Consider the following 14,973-nt stretch of genomic DNA (forward strand, 5'->3'; position numbering starts at 1 on the left):
AGATTTTGCCCCCAGATTTAAAGGAACCTCTTTTACTTCTTTGCGTGCGGATAATCAATCGTATAATGTAATCCGCGACTTTCCTTGCGTTCTATTGCCTGACGGGTAATCAGGTAACCGACATTGACCATATTACGCAGCTCGCAAATAGCTCTGGATGCCTTGCTGCGCTTGAAAAGATCTTCCGTCTCTTCATATATCATATCCAAACGTACCCAAGCACGTTTCAGGCGTAGGTCACTACGTACAATACCTACATACGCACCCATAATCTGGTTGACTTCTTTCATGCTTTGAGTAATAAGCACCATTTCTTCGTTAGTCACAGTACCTTCTGCATTCCATTCAGGTATTTCATGATTGAATTCATAACGGTCGAGCATGCTTAGTGCATGTTTAGCAGCAGCATCGGCATAGACAACTGCTTCAATCAAAGAGTTGGAAGCTAAGCGGTTGCCTCCATGCAGACCAGTACAGGAACATTCTCCTACAGCGTACAGGCGGTTGATAGAAGACTCTCCGTTCAGGTTAACTTTGATACCACCACACAGATAATGTGCGGCAGGAGCCACAGGTATATAGTCCTTTGTGATATCAATACCTAAACTGAGGCACTTTTCGTAGATGTTCGGGAAATGCTTCCTGGTCTCTTCCGGATCTTTATGGGTAACATCCAGGTAAACATGATCATCACCACGTTGTTTCATTTCACAGTCGATGGCACGTGCTACAATGTCACGAGGAGCAAGAGAAAGACGTGGGTCATATTTCTGCATGAATTCTTCGCCTCCCATGTTGCGCAATACGGCACCATACCCGCGCATTGCCTCTGTTATCAGGAAACAGGGGCGGTCTCCCGGATGATAAAGGGCAGTTGGATGGAATTGAATAAATTCCATATCCTGTACGAAACCCTTGGCACGGTATACCATAGCAATCCCGTCTCCGGTGGCAACCAATGGGTTAGTCGTATTTCGGTAAACGGCACCCACACCACCCGTAGCCATGAGAGTTACTTTAGAGAGGAAAGTATCAACCTCGCCTGTATCTTCATTCAATACATAGGCTCCGTAGCACTTGATACCCGGGGTATGGCGGGTTACAATAATCCCCATGTGATGCTGTGTGATGATTTCTACGGCAAAATGGCGGTTGAATATCTCAATGTTAGGATGCGTCTTTACAGCTTTGATAAGGCTTTCCTGTATTTCGGCGCCTGTATTGTCTTTATGATGCAGGATACGGAATTCAGAGTGTCCGCCTTCTTTATGTAAGTCGAAGTCTCCTTTGTCATTCTTGTCAAATTCTACTCCCCACTCTATCAGTTCCTTGATTTGTCCGGGTGCTTCACGTACCACTTTTTCTACGGCGGCACGATCACTGATCCAGTCACCTGCAATCATGGTGTCCTCAATGTGCTTATCGAAATTATCTACCAGTGTATTGGTTACTGAGGCGATTCCCCCTTGTGCGAAGAATGTATTAGCTTCTTCCAATTCCGTTTTGCAGATGAGCGCTACTTTACCTTTATGAGCTACTTTCAGAGCGAAACTCATGCCGGCTATACCGGAACCAATTACTAAAAAGTCGAACTCTCTAATCATATTTTGTATGTTTAAGTACTGCAAAGCTACGAAATAAGTAGTTTCATTGTACTTTTCCCGTATATTAATTCATAAAATTATGATAAGAACTGTTTAACAACTTCATCCAGAGACTCTTCTTTTGCAAGTCCTATGTTCTTTCGCATACGTGAACGTATCATATTGACGCTGTTACGGTTAATACCCATAATCAGAGCTATTTCATCCGTACTTTGGTTCATGCAGATAAGCATGGCAAGCAACTCTTCATTGCGGGTGAGTTGCGGATAATATTCCCGTAATCTGGGTAAATAAAGTGGGTGTATTACAGCAAACGATTGTCTGAAATCATTTTCGTCTTCTTTGCTGAGAAGGTTCTGCCCGGTCAGTTGGCGGATAGAAGTCAGGTTGTTGGTAGCCATTGCCTGTTCTATCTGTTCGGTCAACTGCTCGTTACGGCGGTTCAGTTCTTGCTGGCGGGTGATTAATTTCTTTATTTCCTGTTTATGTTTTCCTAAGAGCAAACGATTGGACTTTCGTTTATTTATGAAATAGGCAACAGAAATGATAAGTGTCAACAGCAGGGTAATTGAAATACATATATTATAGAATAACTGTTGCTTTTGCAATTTCACTTGTGCTGAGAGCAAAGTATTTTCTTTTTCTTTCCGTTCGGTATCAAACCGGATATTGGCAGCAGCGACGGCACGCATCTTTTCAGCTGAATTCAGTGAATCTGTAAAAGTTTGACTACGTTTATAGCAACGGACAAATGCGTCATTCATATTCATACTTAGGTAGTAGTCCATAAGTATATTGTTGGCTTTTTGTTCTCCGGATCTCATATCCATGCTTATAAAACCTTGTGCGGCTTTCTCTATCAGAGGTATTCCTTGCGTAGCTTTTCCTGTTTGTAATAGAGCTCGCCCTAAGTGAAGTTCCAGTTCATATTTGGCCCATTGCGGCATGCGGGAACTGTCCGGACAGATACTTAACGCAAGCGTTAACGCCTTTTGTACAGAATCGGTATAGTCTAGATAGGCTTCTACTGTAGTAACTTTGTTCACAAATACTCCTTTGAAGCTACCTTGTAGGGCTGATATCTTCTCAGCCTGGTTTAAATAGTAGAATATTGAATCTTTAATTCCTGTTTGACCGAATATGGCCGCCCGGTAACGATAGAGATCGCCCAGTCCGAAACTGTCTTTCAGAAGCGAGTAATGTTGGGCTTTCGTATTCAGTTGCAAGGCACGGTCGTACATGCCCAGTTCTGCATAAAGGTTGGCTTGTTCGCCATAGGCTATTACGATATTAGGGGGAGCTATGCTGTCGGTATAACTGCTGATGGCTTCCTGATTAATAGCGACAGCTTTTTCATATTCTCCGATGAGGCGATAATAAATACCGAGTCGGGACATGATGCGAAGCATATTCCGGTACTTTCCTCCCTGCCGGTAAGCTTTCATGGCCTTTTCTAATATTCGGATGGCTTGGGGGATATCATTTCCGGAATAGATATAAACTCCGCTGATTATTTCTGCTTGTGGAATAAAGCGGTCTGTGTCCTCATAGTCAGGTAGTTGCAGGTATTCATTGGCTAACTCGATGGCTTGTTCATTGTCTCCATACATTTGGTGCATACTTGCCCGGGCGGATAACAGTTCATGTTTACAGTTTTCTTGTATGAACGGAATCTGGCTGAGACTATCCATATACTCTATGCCGGAACGAAATTGCTTACTTTTTAAGTAGTTGTAATAAGAGATAGAAAGTATCTGCCGGGCATATTTGATCAGCGTGTCATTCTTTTCTGTATCATTTACATTTACCAGTAATTCCGCTAACTTTATTTTAGTCATATTTTCAGTTTCCCGGAATTTTTCCTCTTTTAGTAATGTGGTGAGTTTTTCTGCTGTTTGTTGCCACTGTCCGACATCTTCTGTACTTGGAGAATGTGAATCAGTAGAACAAGCTCCTACAAATAGTAAGAGCAAGAATAATGGCTTCCTTATATTCATGATTCTAAAAACTTACTTTGTTTGGGCAAAGATACAATTCCATTTGGAAAAGAAAGAAAATGATATCTATAATTTTATGACTTTTATTCATGGTTGATAATGAGGAAGATACATTTTTGTATATTGGATTGTATATTGGCTGTTTATGATTTTATCTTATAGTTTCTGCAAATTTGCAACTAATAATAGAAAACTAACCGACAATGAATAAAGTAGAGAAAATATCCCGATTGTGTATGAAAGAGATCAGTCGGGCTTTGATAGAAATGATTTCCGAAGACTCGCCTTATGCTTCGAAAGATATGCTTTGCGGAGCGCGTGGTGCTGTTTTCCGCGAAATATTTATTTTCCATTATCCGGACTTTATAGGGAAAGTACAGGAACTGATTCCCGGTGTTACGAAAGATGAGGAACTGCTTTGTATGTTGGTCGCCCTTGGACAGTCTGTAGAAGAAATTGAGAAACTGTTTTGCCTGCCTGCCGAGCAGGTATATATGTTCCATAAATCGGTATGTTGGAAAATGAGGTTGGAGGGAGAAAAGCGGTTAGGTGATAAACTGAGGGAGATATTAGAAGAATAACTCACGTCGTTCCATAAAAATACCTATCTTAGCAGCAAAAACAGAATAAAATGAATCGTATCTTCCATGCCCGCATTGCTGTGGGACAATATTTGTTTTTGGTGCTGACAACGATCATCGTCATTTATGCCATGTGGATGCAGCATGCTGTTATGGCTATTCTTTTTATGCTCCTGCTCATCATCGCTATCGAGCGCCTCATCCATACTACGTATACGCTGACCACAGACGGCAGGCTTCTCCTTTTTTACGGTCGCTTTTCCCGTTCGGAGGAAATACTCCTGAAAGACATTATTTCTGTAGAGCGTGCCTCTTCTATGAAAATAGGACGTTTCGCTGTGATGCGCTATGTGCTGGTGAAGTACGGAACGAAGGGAAAATGTGCTTTGTTGCTTCCGGTGAAGGAAGATCTGTTCATAAAAACTCTTACTAATCGTTTAAGTGAAGTGAAGAAATATTAATTCTCGATTTTCTTTTTGCAGCCTTCCGGAAAGTCGTTCGTCTAATTTCTAAAAATAAGAGAAATGATGATGAATTTGACTTGTGCTATTTTGCATGCCGACCAACAGGTGAGTGAACAACTGGAAATGTTCATAGCCAAAACACCCTTTCTTTCTTTGTGTGGGAAGTACAGTAACCCTATTGAGGCATTGAAAGGTTATTATGACAACAAGGTACACCTTTACTTCGTAGGAATCGGGCAGGAAGAAATGGAGGGAATCAACGGAATGGAATTCAGTAAATTGCTTTCTCCGTTCACTCGTGTCATTTTTATTGCAGATACTCCCCGGTATGCCGCTGAGTGCTTCCGTCTGGATGCATTGGATTACCTGATATCTGAAATCAATTTTCCTATCTTTTTTGAAGCGGTGAATAAGGCTTCGCGCTGGTTCAGTCTGAAAGGTGAAACAGGGATGCAGCTTACTGTCGTTTCCGAAAAGTCTCAGGCAGATACATCTCAGCCCGAAATGCCTAAAGTGATTTATGTAAAGTCCGACAATCGGATTTTCCGTTTGGATATATCCAGAATATCTTATATCGAAGGGTTGGGCGATTACGTGAAGATTTATAGTAAGGATGAACCAAAGCCTATACTGAGTCTGTGTACAATGAAATATATGGAGGAGAGGTTACCTTCTGATGAATTTATACGTGTGCACCGCTCGTTTATTATTCGCAAAGATTGCATACGTACCATAGAGAGCAGTAAAATTGCTCTGGATAAAAGAAGTATCCCTATCGGAGAGGTTTACCGAAAGAAGTTGAAGAATTATATTTCTGATTATTCTGTCCTTTAGTATGCTTCAATGCTTGTTGCCGGAATTGACTCATATCCTACAGATATGAATTAAAGATTGCTGATGGTTTTTTATTAATTTACTAATAATCAACAAATAGCATTTACCAACTGTTTACTACAAAATGTAAAAGCATTTACCACCGCATGTAACGGCATTTACCCCTTATTGTAACGACCTTTACCGCGGCATGTAACGGTCTTTACCTCGGCATGTAAATGGAGTTACCGTGTGGAGTTATTCCATTATCGCTTTATCACCCTACCACATTATCACATTTAGTTCATAATCCGTCAGAAGAATACTATTCCCTTACCTCAATTTTGACCGTGATATTCTTTCTCCAAACGTAATATTCAGATTCATGCTGAATCGGCTTTCCTGCATCAGGCTACTGCGTGAATTGATTTGTTTCCGCCAGGTGGCGCCTAATGAAAGATAGGAGTACCGGATAGGAAAGCTTGCTCCTGCACTCACTTCCAGGTATTGCATTTTTCCACCTCGCAGATTTATATACGAATTACTTAAACCTATTCCCCCCATCAATTCAGTGGACCGGGGAAGGCGTGGATTGGTAATATAGGCTCCCCCGATGTTCAATTTGTGCTGATTTTCGTACTTCATGGAAGTGTAAGATGAGGTATTGCGACTCCAATCCAGATAATTATAATCGGTGGTCATTACCCAACGTTCGGTAGTCATTGATATTCCGGCACCGATGTGCATAGGCAAATATTGCGTCCGGCTATGATAACTCTTATCGACACCTTCACTGGTGGAAGAATTGCTATAGGTCAGATTGTTTTCGTGGTTAACCTGAAGGGAGGGGGCAAATACAAGTCCCGCTGCCCACTTTTGGTTTCCGGTGGTATTGAATTCATAATGTATTCCGAAGTCGGCATAAAAAGCACGCTTAGAAGATTCGTACTCCACAATGGCACTTTCTTGCGTTTCGCTTTGGGTTACCGTTCCCAGTATGATACCCAGATTTATGCCAACGGACAGGCGTTTGGTTAATGCAAAGGCATTAGTAAGATAACAACGGTATAATCCTCCCGATCCTTCAAATAAGGAATAGGTATAACTTCCGGGCATACCTTCCACTTCTTCTTCGGTCTGAATAATGTAGCCCACGCTGCTATAGGGTGCAGCACCTATCATGGCATACCAGCGTGGCAGGATTCTGCATCCTATGCTGAAGCGGTTGGGATTGCCCATAAAACTGGAACTGTGATCATTCTGAAAGGAATAACGGGCATATGAAGCCGATGCACCGACATCGAATATGAAGCAGGTGCTGTCCATTCGAGTAATGGCTGCCGGGTTCAAGGTATTTTGGAATCCGGTTCTGTTCAGGGCAATACCTATGTTGCCCATTCCGGCATAACGTCCGCCGTCACTGGTACTTAGTTCACCCACTCCATACATAGAAGTGGGTAGATTGGCGTTATTTTGGGCTATGATGGAAAGGCTTGCTGCACAGAAGCTGCACAGCATAAGGGGAATCCGGTGGTAATGTTTCATTTTTCGTTGTATATTTTAAATCTGATCTCTAATCTGCATTGTCTCTCCTGGTCGGGGTCGTTGGTGAAGATTATTTGATTGAAAGTCATTGTCATTTCATTCTCTGGTAGACTCAGGAGTAGCTTCTGTCGTTTTATGCCCCACGTACCGAAGTTGTTGCGGATGAATTCGGTTACGTCAAAGGAATAATAAGTATCCCGCCCGAACATATCGTCCACTGTCAGATTTCCGGTCTGTACCGTAACACCATCACTGCCGTATACATAATCTTCCAATACATTGTTTTCATCTGTGATGTAAAGGCGTATATCTTCCGGTAGTTGGTTTAGCTTGTTATAACTTCCGGCCAGCGGATAGAGGTAGAGTGTGGCGCTTTCTATGGAAACGATTTCTCCTGCATCCTGCAAATTATTCAGATGGGGAAATTCTATCTGATTATAGAATCCTGTCAATCCTTCCATATATGCCCGCCTGCCCAGACTGCCGGAGTGGATAAGGTTCTCTATTCCGCTTTCCAAGGTAGCGAGAGGGGTATTGGTGCGATCGTGTCGGATACCGATATAGGCATAATCAGTGTTCACACTGAAGGTCAGTTCTTTTTCTGTGCGTTGACTGGCTATTTCTTTATAGTGCAGAGTGATGGCCATGGATGAATCATTTACCATGAAGCCGGTGATGCATTCTCCGCTGTTTTCGGCTATGAGTGCCAGTCCGGGGAACTTTTCTTTGAACTTATCCTGGCTGTCGAAATAGTCTTCCTCTGTTACGAGATCATTCAGTAACTCTTTTCCCAGTTCATCGGGCAGACGTATTTCTAACTCCTTCTTTCGTCCGGGGCTTGGCGTGAAAGTGAAACTGAATAGAGGCATGCTTTCGGTAGGCAGGATAGTACTGTTGTATAAATCTTCGTCATCATCCAGATAGATGGCTTGTTTTAGTCGGTAAACAGATATTCGTTGCTGTGTTAAGGTATCGCCCCAGAAGTTACCGGAAGGCGTCATCCTCAGTACTAACGAGTCGAAGCTGTAACTATAATCCTCGTTGGGAGTAAAGCTGTTTTTAGAGTATTCGGCATAGTAAGCGGCGGAGACCTCACCCCATGAGGCATCCTTATAGTGTCCTAACTGACAAATACTGTCTCCCCTGGTCTCTATGGAGTCCATAAGAATGGTACTGATGTCCACCGTACAAGTATCTACATATACATTATAGAAAGAACTGTTCACCAGACTTTGTCCTAATTCTGAATTTTCATCCTGACAAGCACAGATGGCGGCGATCATTATAATCAGACTATACAATAACTTTTTCATTGCTGCGGTTTTTAGAGTCGCAAAGGAAAATGAAACTTCTATATCTTCCTATTAAAATCGGCTATCGGGCAGGTTTTATCGGTAAAGGTATTTACCGGAAATTTAGTGCCGTTTGTCGGTTATATTTGTTGATGAAGTACCTGTAGCCTACTTTTGCTACCAAAAATATAGTAAATCAAAATAAGTTCTGAGAAAAATGAATCGACTATTATTTGGAATGATACTGCTGGCGGTTGGATACCTGGCCGGCAGTTGTACGGACGACGATGAATATACACAGGGTGTATGGATGAGAAGATCGGACCTGGACGGTGTAGCACGGGGACAGGCCGGCAGTTTCACCATTGGAAATAAGGGTTATCTGTGTTGTGGCTATCGTGGGTCGAATAAGACCTATCTGAAAGACCTTTGGGAGTACAATATGGATGGAGATTATTGGACACAATGTGCCGATATGCCCGATGCAGCAGCGGGACGCCATAGTGTGGCTTCGTTTGCCTTGAATGATAAAGGTTACATTACTACCGGCATTCAGAAGGCCGAACCCACATATCTGGCAGATACCTGGGAGTATAATCCCGCCACAGACACCTGGACTCAGATGGATGACTTTGGTGGTGGTGCACGCTACGGTGCATTGGCTTTTTCGATTGGAGGATACGGTTATGTGGGTACAGGGTTCAATGATAATTATCTGAAAGATTTCTATCGCTTTAATCCTAATGCCGCTGCCGGAAAGCAATGGGAAATTGTAAATGGATTCGGGGGATACAAGCGTTGGTATGGTACGGCTTTCGTTATAGATGATGTAGCTTATATCTGCTGTGGGCAGAACAATAATACGCTGGTTGATGATTTATGGAAATTTGATGGTGACGGTTGGACTCAGTTGCGCGACATTGCCAATACTAATAGCGATGAAGATTATGATGATGATTACGCCATAGCGCGCTTAGGTACTGTATCTTTCGTGATAGACGGAAGAGGGTATATTGCTACCGGAACCCGTAGTGGGGTAACCAGTGATTATTGGGTGTATGATCCTGATGAGGATTTGTGGTATGGTGACTCCGATGATGACTATACGCCAATGACGAATGTACATAATGTAAGTTCAGGAGGTTCGTCGCGCGCTTATGCTGTATCTTTCTCTACGGGCAAGCGTGGCTTTGTATTGGCGGGAGCTTCGGGAACCAGCTATTTTGATGATGTTTATGAACTCCTGCCCTATGAGCAGGAAGATGTTGATTAGTGTTTTTGTGATTTATGAAGCTAGTGTTTATTGTAAAGATTGGTGTATTGTCCCTGGTGGCAGTATGCCTTTCTTGTTTCTCCGGCTGCACGAATACCGGTGAGACGGAATTTACCTGCCGCGCCATGCAGGCGGAGGGTGGCTATGGGTATATGGTACTCCATAAGGGAGATACACTGATTCGTCAGCCTTATATACCTGCTGTAGGGAGGAAAATAGCTTTTGCAACGAAGGAAGACGCCTTGAAGGTAGCGAAGCTGGTTTGTCGTAAGCTGGATGAAAAGCAATCACCCAGCATTAGTAAAAAAGAGATTACGATGCTGGGTATTATAGTGAATAGAGAATGAGTTATTCTTGCGAAGGTAGTTCGCTGACTTCCGTACGGGGTTTCGTGTGAAAGTAAGGAAACTTCCTCGACATTTCTCCTTTTACAATTTTCTCTTCTTGTGTACGTACATTTGTGAGTGTCAATGTATAGGTTATTTGGTGCAATTTATAGAGTATCAGTCCCGAAATTTTGGTTTGTTTCTGAGGGGGAGTCTCTACTTTCACTTCCGTATACTTTAGTTTGCTGTCATACTGTTGTGGAAATAGGCTATATTTCACTTTCTCACCTGTCAGCTGTATTTTTTCGTCTACTATTTCCGGGACATCCACTAAAGGTTCTTCGTACTTCAATAATTTGAAGGCAAGATCGTTGGGGCAGTGGAACTGATATTCTTCAGGTGCATGGTCATAAGGAAATATGGTAGTAGTGGTGGAATTGTCCGTATAGTTTCGGAAGGTAAGGCCATAGGGGCGTGAATCCATCCAGAATTCTCCGTCTCCTTCTTCCAGTGAGTAGGTGATGCTTTTTATTTCATATTTATCTCCGGGATTTTGCTGTACAATGATCTGTTCTGTATAGAGTCCGCTACTGGTACTCAGGTTGATAATTAGTCCCCGTTCTTCATCTTCCAGGTTCTCGTTGGCCTGTATGGTCAGGGCGTCTTCTTTATCTCTTGTGATGCTTCCCCAGTCAAAATAGATTGTGCCAAATCCTTCCAGTCCGCTTGCCAACTGGTTCCATCCATCAAGGGAAGTAAGTGAAACTATCTTCCAGTTGGTCCGGCTCATGATAATTTCCACACTGTTATTATTTCCTTCCATGATGACTTTCTTCATAGGAGAAAGGCGTTCATCTTCACCGTTATCACAAGCTGTCCCACATAAAAGAATGAAAGTGGAGAACAATAGCAGTTGGAATAAGTTTGTTCGTTTCATGTACCTTTAGTTCCGTTAGTTTAAATAGCTTTTGTTTATAGACGTATTTTATTGAGGAATACTGCAAGCAAAGGTATGTTTTTTTAGTAAGAAAAAGATAAGGGGCGGTGCTTTTTGTAGAATATTAGTTGTACCTTGTCCTAAGAACTACATTATTGAATTGAATGAAAGTGAGATACGACATTTGCGGTCGAAACTTTCGACCGCAAATTTATCCCCTAAAGTACGTGCAATACCTAAAGCTTTCACCGAAAAAGGTCTTTACATGCTTGCTACCGTTTTGAAAAGTCCTCGTGCTACGGCTACAACTCTTGCTATTATAGAGTCTTTTGCCCATTTGAGAGAGCTCTCTCGTAATCTAAATATCTTGTCAACAGAAACAGATGAAGGCAAACAGAAAACATTAACCCAGCGCAGTAGCGAGTTACTTCACGAATTATTGTCTGTAGAAGAGATGGAAGATACAACAGAAACCGAATCTTCGATAGAACTGAATTTATATGCTTTAAAGATGAAGCGTACGGTGAAAAAGATAAAGAAAGGACAATTCTTTTGTGCAGATAAGAGAGGTTTTTATTAACTTGCAGGCAGTTTATAAATAACCCCTGTATACATGGAAAAAATATTCAAATCGAAAGGTATGACTACTACTGAAAAATGGGTAATAGTATTTGTTCTTACTTTTATGTGCGTTGCATACCTGTTGCTGAAAGAAGCGTCTGCCTTATGTGGATTCATTGTGGCTATTCCTTTCCTGATCAGTAATTACCAAAGGAAATATATCATTAAAGAAAATGGAGACCTTTGGGTGAAGACTGTGTTCGGTGTATCTCAGAAGGCGATCGGAGTGAACTGTATCCTCTATAACCCGTCTGCCAAAGGATGGCAATGGCGCGTCCGCCAGATGGTGGTCAGGTATCAAAATGGATTGAAGAAAGGCTTTTTCCCGATTACTCCTGCTGACCCGGAAGGGCTGATAGCCGCACTTAAAGAAAAGAATCCTGGTCTTGAGTTGCAATATACCTATAAATAAATAGAAACTATGAAATACCAAGTTGCCATTATCGGTGGAGGTCCTGCGGGATATACTGCTGCCGAAGCTGCCGGGAAAGCCGGACTAAGCGTAGTGTTGTTTGAAAAGCAAAGTTTAGGTGGAGTCTGTCTGAATGAAGGCTGCATCCCTACCAAGACTTTATTGTATTCGGCAAAAACGTATGATGCTGCGCGTCATGCTTCCAAATATGCAGTCACTGTTTCCGAAGCCTCATTTGATTTACCGAAGATTATTGCCCGTAAACAGAAAGTGGTGCGTAAACTGGTGTTGGGTGTTAAAGGTAAGCTGACTGCCCACGGAGTGAATATCGTGCAGGGAGAAGCTACCATTATCAATAAGAATACCGTGCAGTGTAGTGGTGAGACTTATGAGTGCGAGAATCTGATTCTATGCACCGGTTCGGAAACATTCATCCCTCCTATTCCCGGAGTGGATACTGTACCTTTCTGGATGCACCGCGATGCTCTAGATAATAAGGAACTTCCCGCTTCACTTGCCATTATTGGTGGTGGAGTAATTGGTATAGAGTTTGCCTCTTTCTTTAATAGTCTGGGCGTGCAGGTCACTGTTATCGAAATGCTTGATGAAATCCTGGGAGGTATGGATAAAGAGCTTTCCGCTCTTCTGCGTGCGGAATATGCTAAACGTGGAATCAAGTTTATGCTTAGTACGAAGGTCGTATCTCTTGCTGAGGCTTCTTCCGAAGACGGGAAGCCACAAGTACAGGTTAATTTTGAGAATGCAGAAGGTACAGGCAGCGTGCTTGCTGAGAAACTATTGATGAGTGTAGGTCGTCGTCCGGTAACGAAAGGTTTCGGGTTGGAGAATCTGGAATTAAAAAGAACGGAAAGAGGGAATATCTGTACAAACGAACAGATGCAAGCCTCTGCTCCGGGAGTATATATATGTGGCGACCTGACTGGTTATTCTTTGCTGGCACATACAGCCGTTCGTGAGGCGGAAGTAGCTGTGCATACAATACTTGGCAAGAAAGATGTCATGAGCTATTGGGCTATTCCCGGTGTAGTATATACCAATCCGGAGATTGCAGGAGTAGGGCAGACGGAAGAAAGTCTGCAAATGAAAGGTATTAATTATCGTGTTGTAAAACTCCCGATGGCTTATTCCGGTCGTTTTGTTGCTGAGAACGAAGGAGTGAATGGAGTTTGTAAACTTCTGATAGCAGATGACGAGACCATAGTGGGAGCGCACATACTGGGTAATCCGGCTTCTGAAATTATCACTCTGGCAGGCATGGCTATCGAACTGAAACTGACCACTGAAGCCTGGAAGAAAATAGTATTCCCGCATCCCACGGTTTCAGAGATTTTTAAAGAAGCGTTGTAACCCGATAAACATGAAAAAATATCTGTTGTCTCTTGTTCTTTCCCTCTTGTTTATTCCTGTAACTGTATGGGGACAAAATACGGTTGTTAAGGACCTCTCTTCCCGTCTGGATACCTTGATTAAATATCAACTTCCTGTCGGCTCCAACGTTGGCATATCCATATACGACCTGACTGACGAGAAGCCTTTATATACTTATCAGGCGGATAAGCTCTCTCGTCCGGCTTCTACTATGAAACTGCTGACTACTATTACCGCCCTTGCCCATCCGGATGCGGATGATCCTTTTAAAACAGAAGTATGGTATCAGGGTGTGATTGAACAAGATACGCTGAAAGGTGATTTGTATGTTGTGGGTGGATATGACCCTGAATTTGACGATGAAGCTCTGGATTCATTGGTAAATGCGGTAAGTCGTTTCCCATTCTCGGTGATATCGGGCCATGTATATGGAGATGTTTCTATGAAAGACTCCATTTATTGGGGAAGCGGTTGGGCTTGGGATGATACGCCTGCCTCCTATCAACCTTATCTCTCGCCATTGATGCTGAATAAAGGTCTGGTCACTGTTACGGCTTCTCCCGGCGAACGGGGTCACTTGGCAAGTCTCGATTGTGTTCCTGCCTCTTCTTATTATACCGTAACGAATGAAACCAAATCCCGTACTCCTGCTGCCGGACGTTTCGGGGTTTCCCGGGATTGGCTACAGAATGGTAATAACGTAGTTGTAAAAGGAAATGTGGAAAGTAAGCGGATAGGTACGGTTAATATCTATTCCTCCCAGGATTTCTTTATGCATACCTTTCTTGAGCGTTTGCGGGCAAAAGGTATCAGTTGTCCTGACGACTATTCTTTTAATGAATTGTTGAAAGATAGTACTTCGGTACAAATGGCCTTGTTTGAAACCGCTACCCAGGATGTTGTCAATCAGATAATGAAAGAAAGTGATAATCTGAATGCGCAGGCTTTACTCTGTCGCCTGGGTGCACAAACCACCGGAAAGAAGAGGATTTCGGATGAAGACGGACTCTCTGCTATCCGTAAACAAGTAAAGGCTTTGGGTGAGGATGTTGGTCGCTACAATCTGGCGGATGGTTGCGGACTTTCCAATTATAACTATATTTCTCCGGACCTGCTGGTTTCTTTTCTGAAGTTTGCCTATTCCTGTACGGATGTTTTTCAGAAATTATATAAGGCCTTGCCTATTGGTGGAGTAGATGGTACATTAAAGTATCGTATGAAACGCGGAACTCCTTCTTATAAGAATGTACATGCCAAGACAGGTTCTTTTACAGCTATTAATTGTCTGGCGGGTTATCTGCGTATGGCAAACGGACATGAGGTTGCTTTTGCCATTATGAATCAAAATGTTCTTTCGGGAGCTAAGGCGCGTGCTTTTCAGGATGCGGTATGCGATGAAGTGATTAGAGGAAGATAAAGTAGGTTATTAATGTGATTAATGAGTAAGGGGGGGGCGACTGATATAGGAAACGACAGTATAACAAATAAGAAATACAATTAAAATGAAAGGAATGATTGATGTATTGAAGAGTGTTTGGCAAAAACTTATGGGAAATGAATTTACTCGTTGGTTGGTCTATATAGGTATTGTTGCTTTCTGTTTTTGTATTATTTATAATGCAGGAAAAATATTGGGCAGTTGGATTGCCGCATAATGACTTTTGTAGAAAATATAAACGGGGCTTGCTATCTGTATGGTGGCAAGCCCCGTTTTTAAAG

General features: G+C 42.5%; 15 protein-coding genes. 10 read left to right on the forward strand and 5 right to left on the reverse strand.

What is annotated here, in order from left to right:
* Positions 1 to 32 precede the first annotated feature (32 nt).
* Together nadB and BWI44_RS09345 are read right to left on the reverse strand one after the other, a co-directional pair.
* Entirely contained in the window at positions 33 to 1,604 is a 1,572-nt protein-coding gene (gene nadB, locus BWI44_RS09340; RefSeq protein ID WP_286813041.1) for an L-aspartate oxidase, read from the reverse strand.
* A 77-nt stretch (positions 1,605 to 1,681) separates the two neighbouring features.
* Positions 1,682 to 3,601 (reverse strand): tetratricopeptide repeat protein, encoded by a 1,920-nt coding sequence (locus BWI44_RS09345; protein ID WP_286813043.1) that lies wholly within the window; start codon positions 3,599 to 3,601, stop codon positions 1,682 to 1,684.
* A 203-nt stretch (positions 3,602 to 3,804) separates the two neighbouring features.
* Here BWI44_RS09345 and BWI44_RS09350 point away from each other — a divergent pair, with 203 nt between their 5' ends.
* From BWI44_RS09350 to BWI44_RS09360, 3 genes are all read left to right on the forward strand, one after another.
* Entirely contained in the window at positions 3,805 to 4,182 is a 378-nt protein-coding gene (locus BWI44_RS09350) for a helicase (RefSeq protein WP_286813045.1), read from the forward strand.
* Between the two features lie 50 nt (positions 4,183 to 4,232).
* Positions 4,233 to 4,643 carry a PH domain-containing protein gene (locus BWI44_RS09355; RefSeq protein ID WP_278580564.1) on the forward strand — a complete coding sequence of 137 codons (411 nt, stop codon included), beginning with the start codon at positions 4,233 to 4,235 and terminating at the stop codon, positions 4,641 to 4,643.
* 63 nt (positions 4,644 to 4,706) lie between these two features.
* Positions 4,707 to 5,480, forward strand: coding sequence for a LytR/AlgR family response regulator transcription factor (locus BWI44_RS09360; RefSeq protein WP_278580563.1), 774 nt, complete (start codon positions 4,707 to 4,709; stop codon positions 5,478 to 5,480).
* 312 nt (positions 5,481 to 5,792) lie between these two features.
* On the opposite strand, the gene bamG is transcribed toward BWI44_RS09360, so the two are convergent.
* On the reverse strand, positions 5,793 to 7,004 hold the full coding sequence (bamG, locus tag BWI44_RS09365; protein ID WP_286813048.1) for a BamG family beta-barrel-assembly machinery protein: 1,212 nt from the start codon (positions 7,002 to 7,004) through the stop codon (positions 5,793 to 5,795).
* A complete protein-coding gene (locus tag BWI44_RS09370) occupies positions 7,001 to 8,317 on the reverse strand; it encodes a DUF4270 family protein (protein WP_286813050.1) in 1,317 nt (438 codons plus the stop codon). The genes bamG and BWI44_RS09370 overlap by 4 nt, the downstream gene beginning before the upstream one ends.
* A gap of 196 nt (positions 8,318 to 8,513) precedes the next feature.
* Here BWI44_RS09370 and BWI44_RS09375 point away from each other — a divergent pair, with 196 nt between their 5' ends.
* Together BWI44_RS09375 and BWI44_RS09380 are read left to right on the forward strand one after the other, a co-directional pair.
* Positions 8,514 to 9,569, forward strand: a complete 1,056-nt coding sequence (locus tag BWI44_RS09375) for a Kelch repeat-containing protein (protein ID WP_286813052.1) — start codon at positions 8,514 to 8,516, stop codon at positions 9,567 to 9,569.
* Positions 9,570 to 9,583: 14 nt separating this feature from the next.
* Positions 9,584 to 9,916 carry a DUF4907 domain-containing protein gene (locus BWI44_RS09380; protein WP_138291386.1) on the forward strand — a complete coding sequence of 111 codons (333 nt, stop codon included), beginning with the start codon at positions 9,584 to 9,586 and terminating at the stop codon, positions 9,914 to 9,916.
* Position 9,917: 1 nt separating this feature from the next.
* Here the strand turns inward: BWI44_RS09380 and BWI44_RS09385 are convergent, their stop codons facing one another.
* Positions 9,918 to 10,832, reverse strand: coding sequence for a hypothetical protein (locus BWI44_RS09385; protein ID WP_007661056.1), 915 nt, complete (start codon positions 10,830 to 10,832; stop codon positions 9,918 to 9,920).
* A gap of 151 nt (positions 10,833 to 10,983) precedes the next feature.
* Here BWI44_RS09385 and BWI44_RS09390 point away from each other — a divergent pair, with 151 nt between their 5' ends.
* The 5 genes from BWI44_RS09390 (at position 10,984) to BWI44_RS09410 (ending at position 14,909) form a co-directional block, all read left to right on the forward strand.
* Positions 10,984 to 11,412, forward strand: coding sequence for an ORF6N domain-containing protein (locus BWI44_RS09390; RefSeq protein WP_502688832.1), 429 nt, complete (start codon positions 10,984 to 10,986; stop codon positions 11,410 to 11,412).
* Positions 11,413 to 11,445: 33 nt separating this feature from the next.
* Positions 11,446 to 11,865 carry a hypothetical protein gene (locus BWI44_RS09395; RefSeq protein ID WP_007661054.1) on the forward strand — a complete coding sequence of 140 codons (420 nt, stop codon included), beginning with the start codon at positions 11,446 to 11,448 and terminating at the stop codon, positions 11,863 to 11,865.
* 9 nt (positions 11,866 to 11,874) lie between these two features.
* Complete coding sequence (gene lpdA, locus BWI44_RS09400) at positions 11,875 to 13,233, forward strand: dihydrolipoyl dehydrogenase (RefSeq protein ID WP_286813058.1); 1,359 nt, start codon at positions 11,875 to 11,877, stop codon at positions 13,231 to 13,233.
* 10 nt (positions 13,234 to 13,243) lie between these two features.
* On the forward strand, positions 13,244 to 14,671 hold the full coding sequence (gene dacB, locus BWI44_RS09405; RefSeq protein WP_286813060.1) for a D-alanyl-D-alanine carboxypeptidase/D-alanyl-D-alanine endopeptidase: 1,428 nt from the start codon (positions 13,244 to 13,246) through the stop codon (positions 14,669 to 14,671).
* A gap of 85 nt (positions 14,672 to 14,756) precedes the next feature.
* Positions 14,757 to 14,909 carry a hypothetical protein gene (locus BWI44_RS09410; protein WP_286813062.1) on the forward strand — a complete coding sequence of 51 codons (153 nt, stop codon included), beginning with the start codon at positions 14,757 to 14,759 and terminating at the stop codon, positions 14,907 to 14,909.
* Positions 14,910 to 14,973: the final 64 nt, after the last annotated feature.

Origin of the sequence: Bacteroides sp. Phil13, assembly GCF_001940965.1 — a bacterium.
In the GTDB taxonomy this organism is placed as follows: Bacteria; Bacteroidota; Bacteroidia; order Bacteroidales; family Bacteroidaceae; genus Bacteroides; species Bacteroides intestinalis.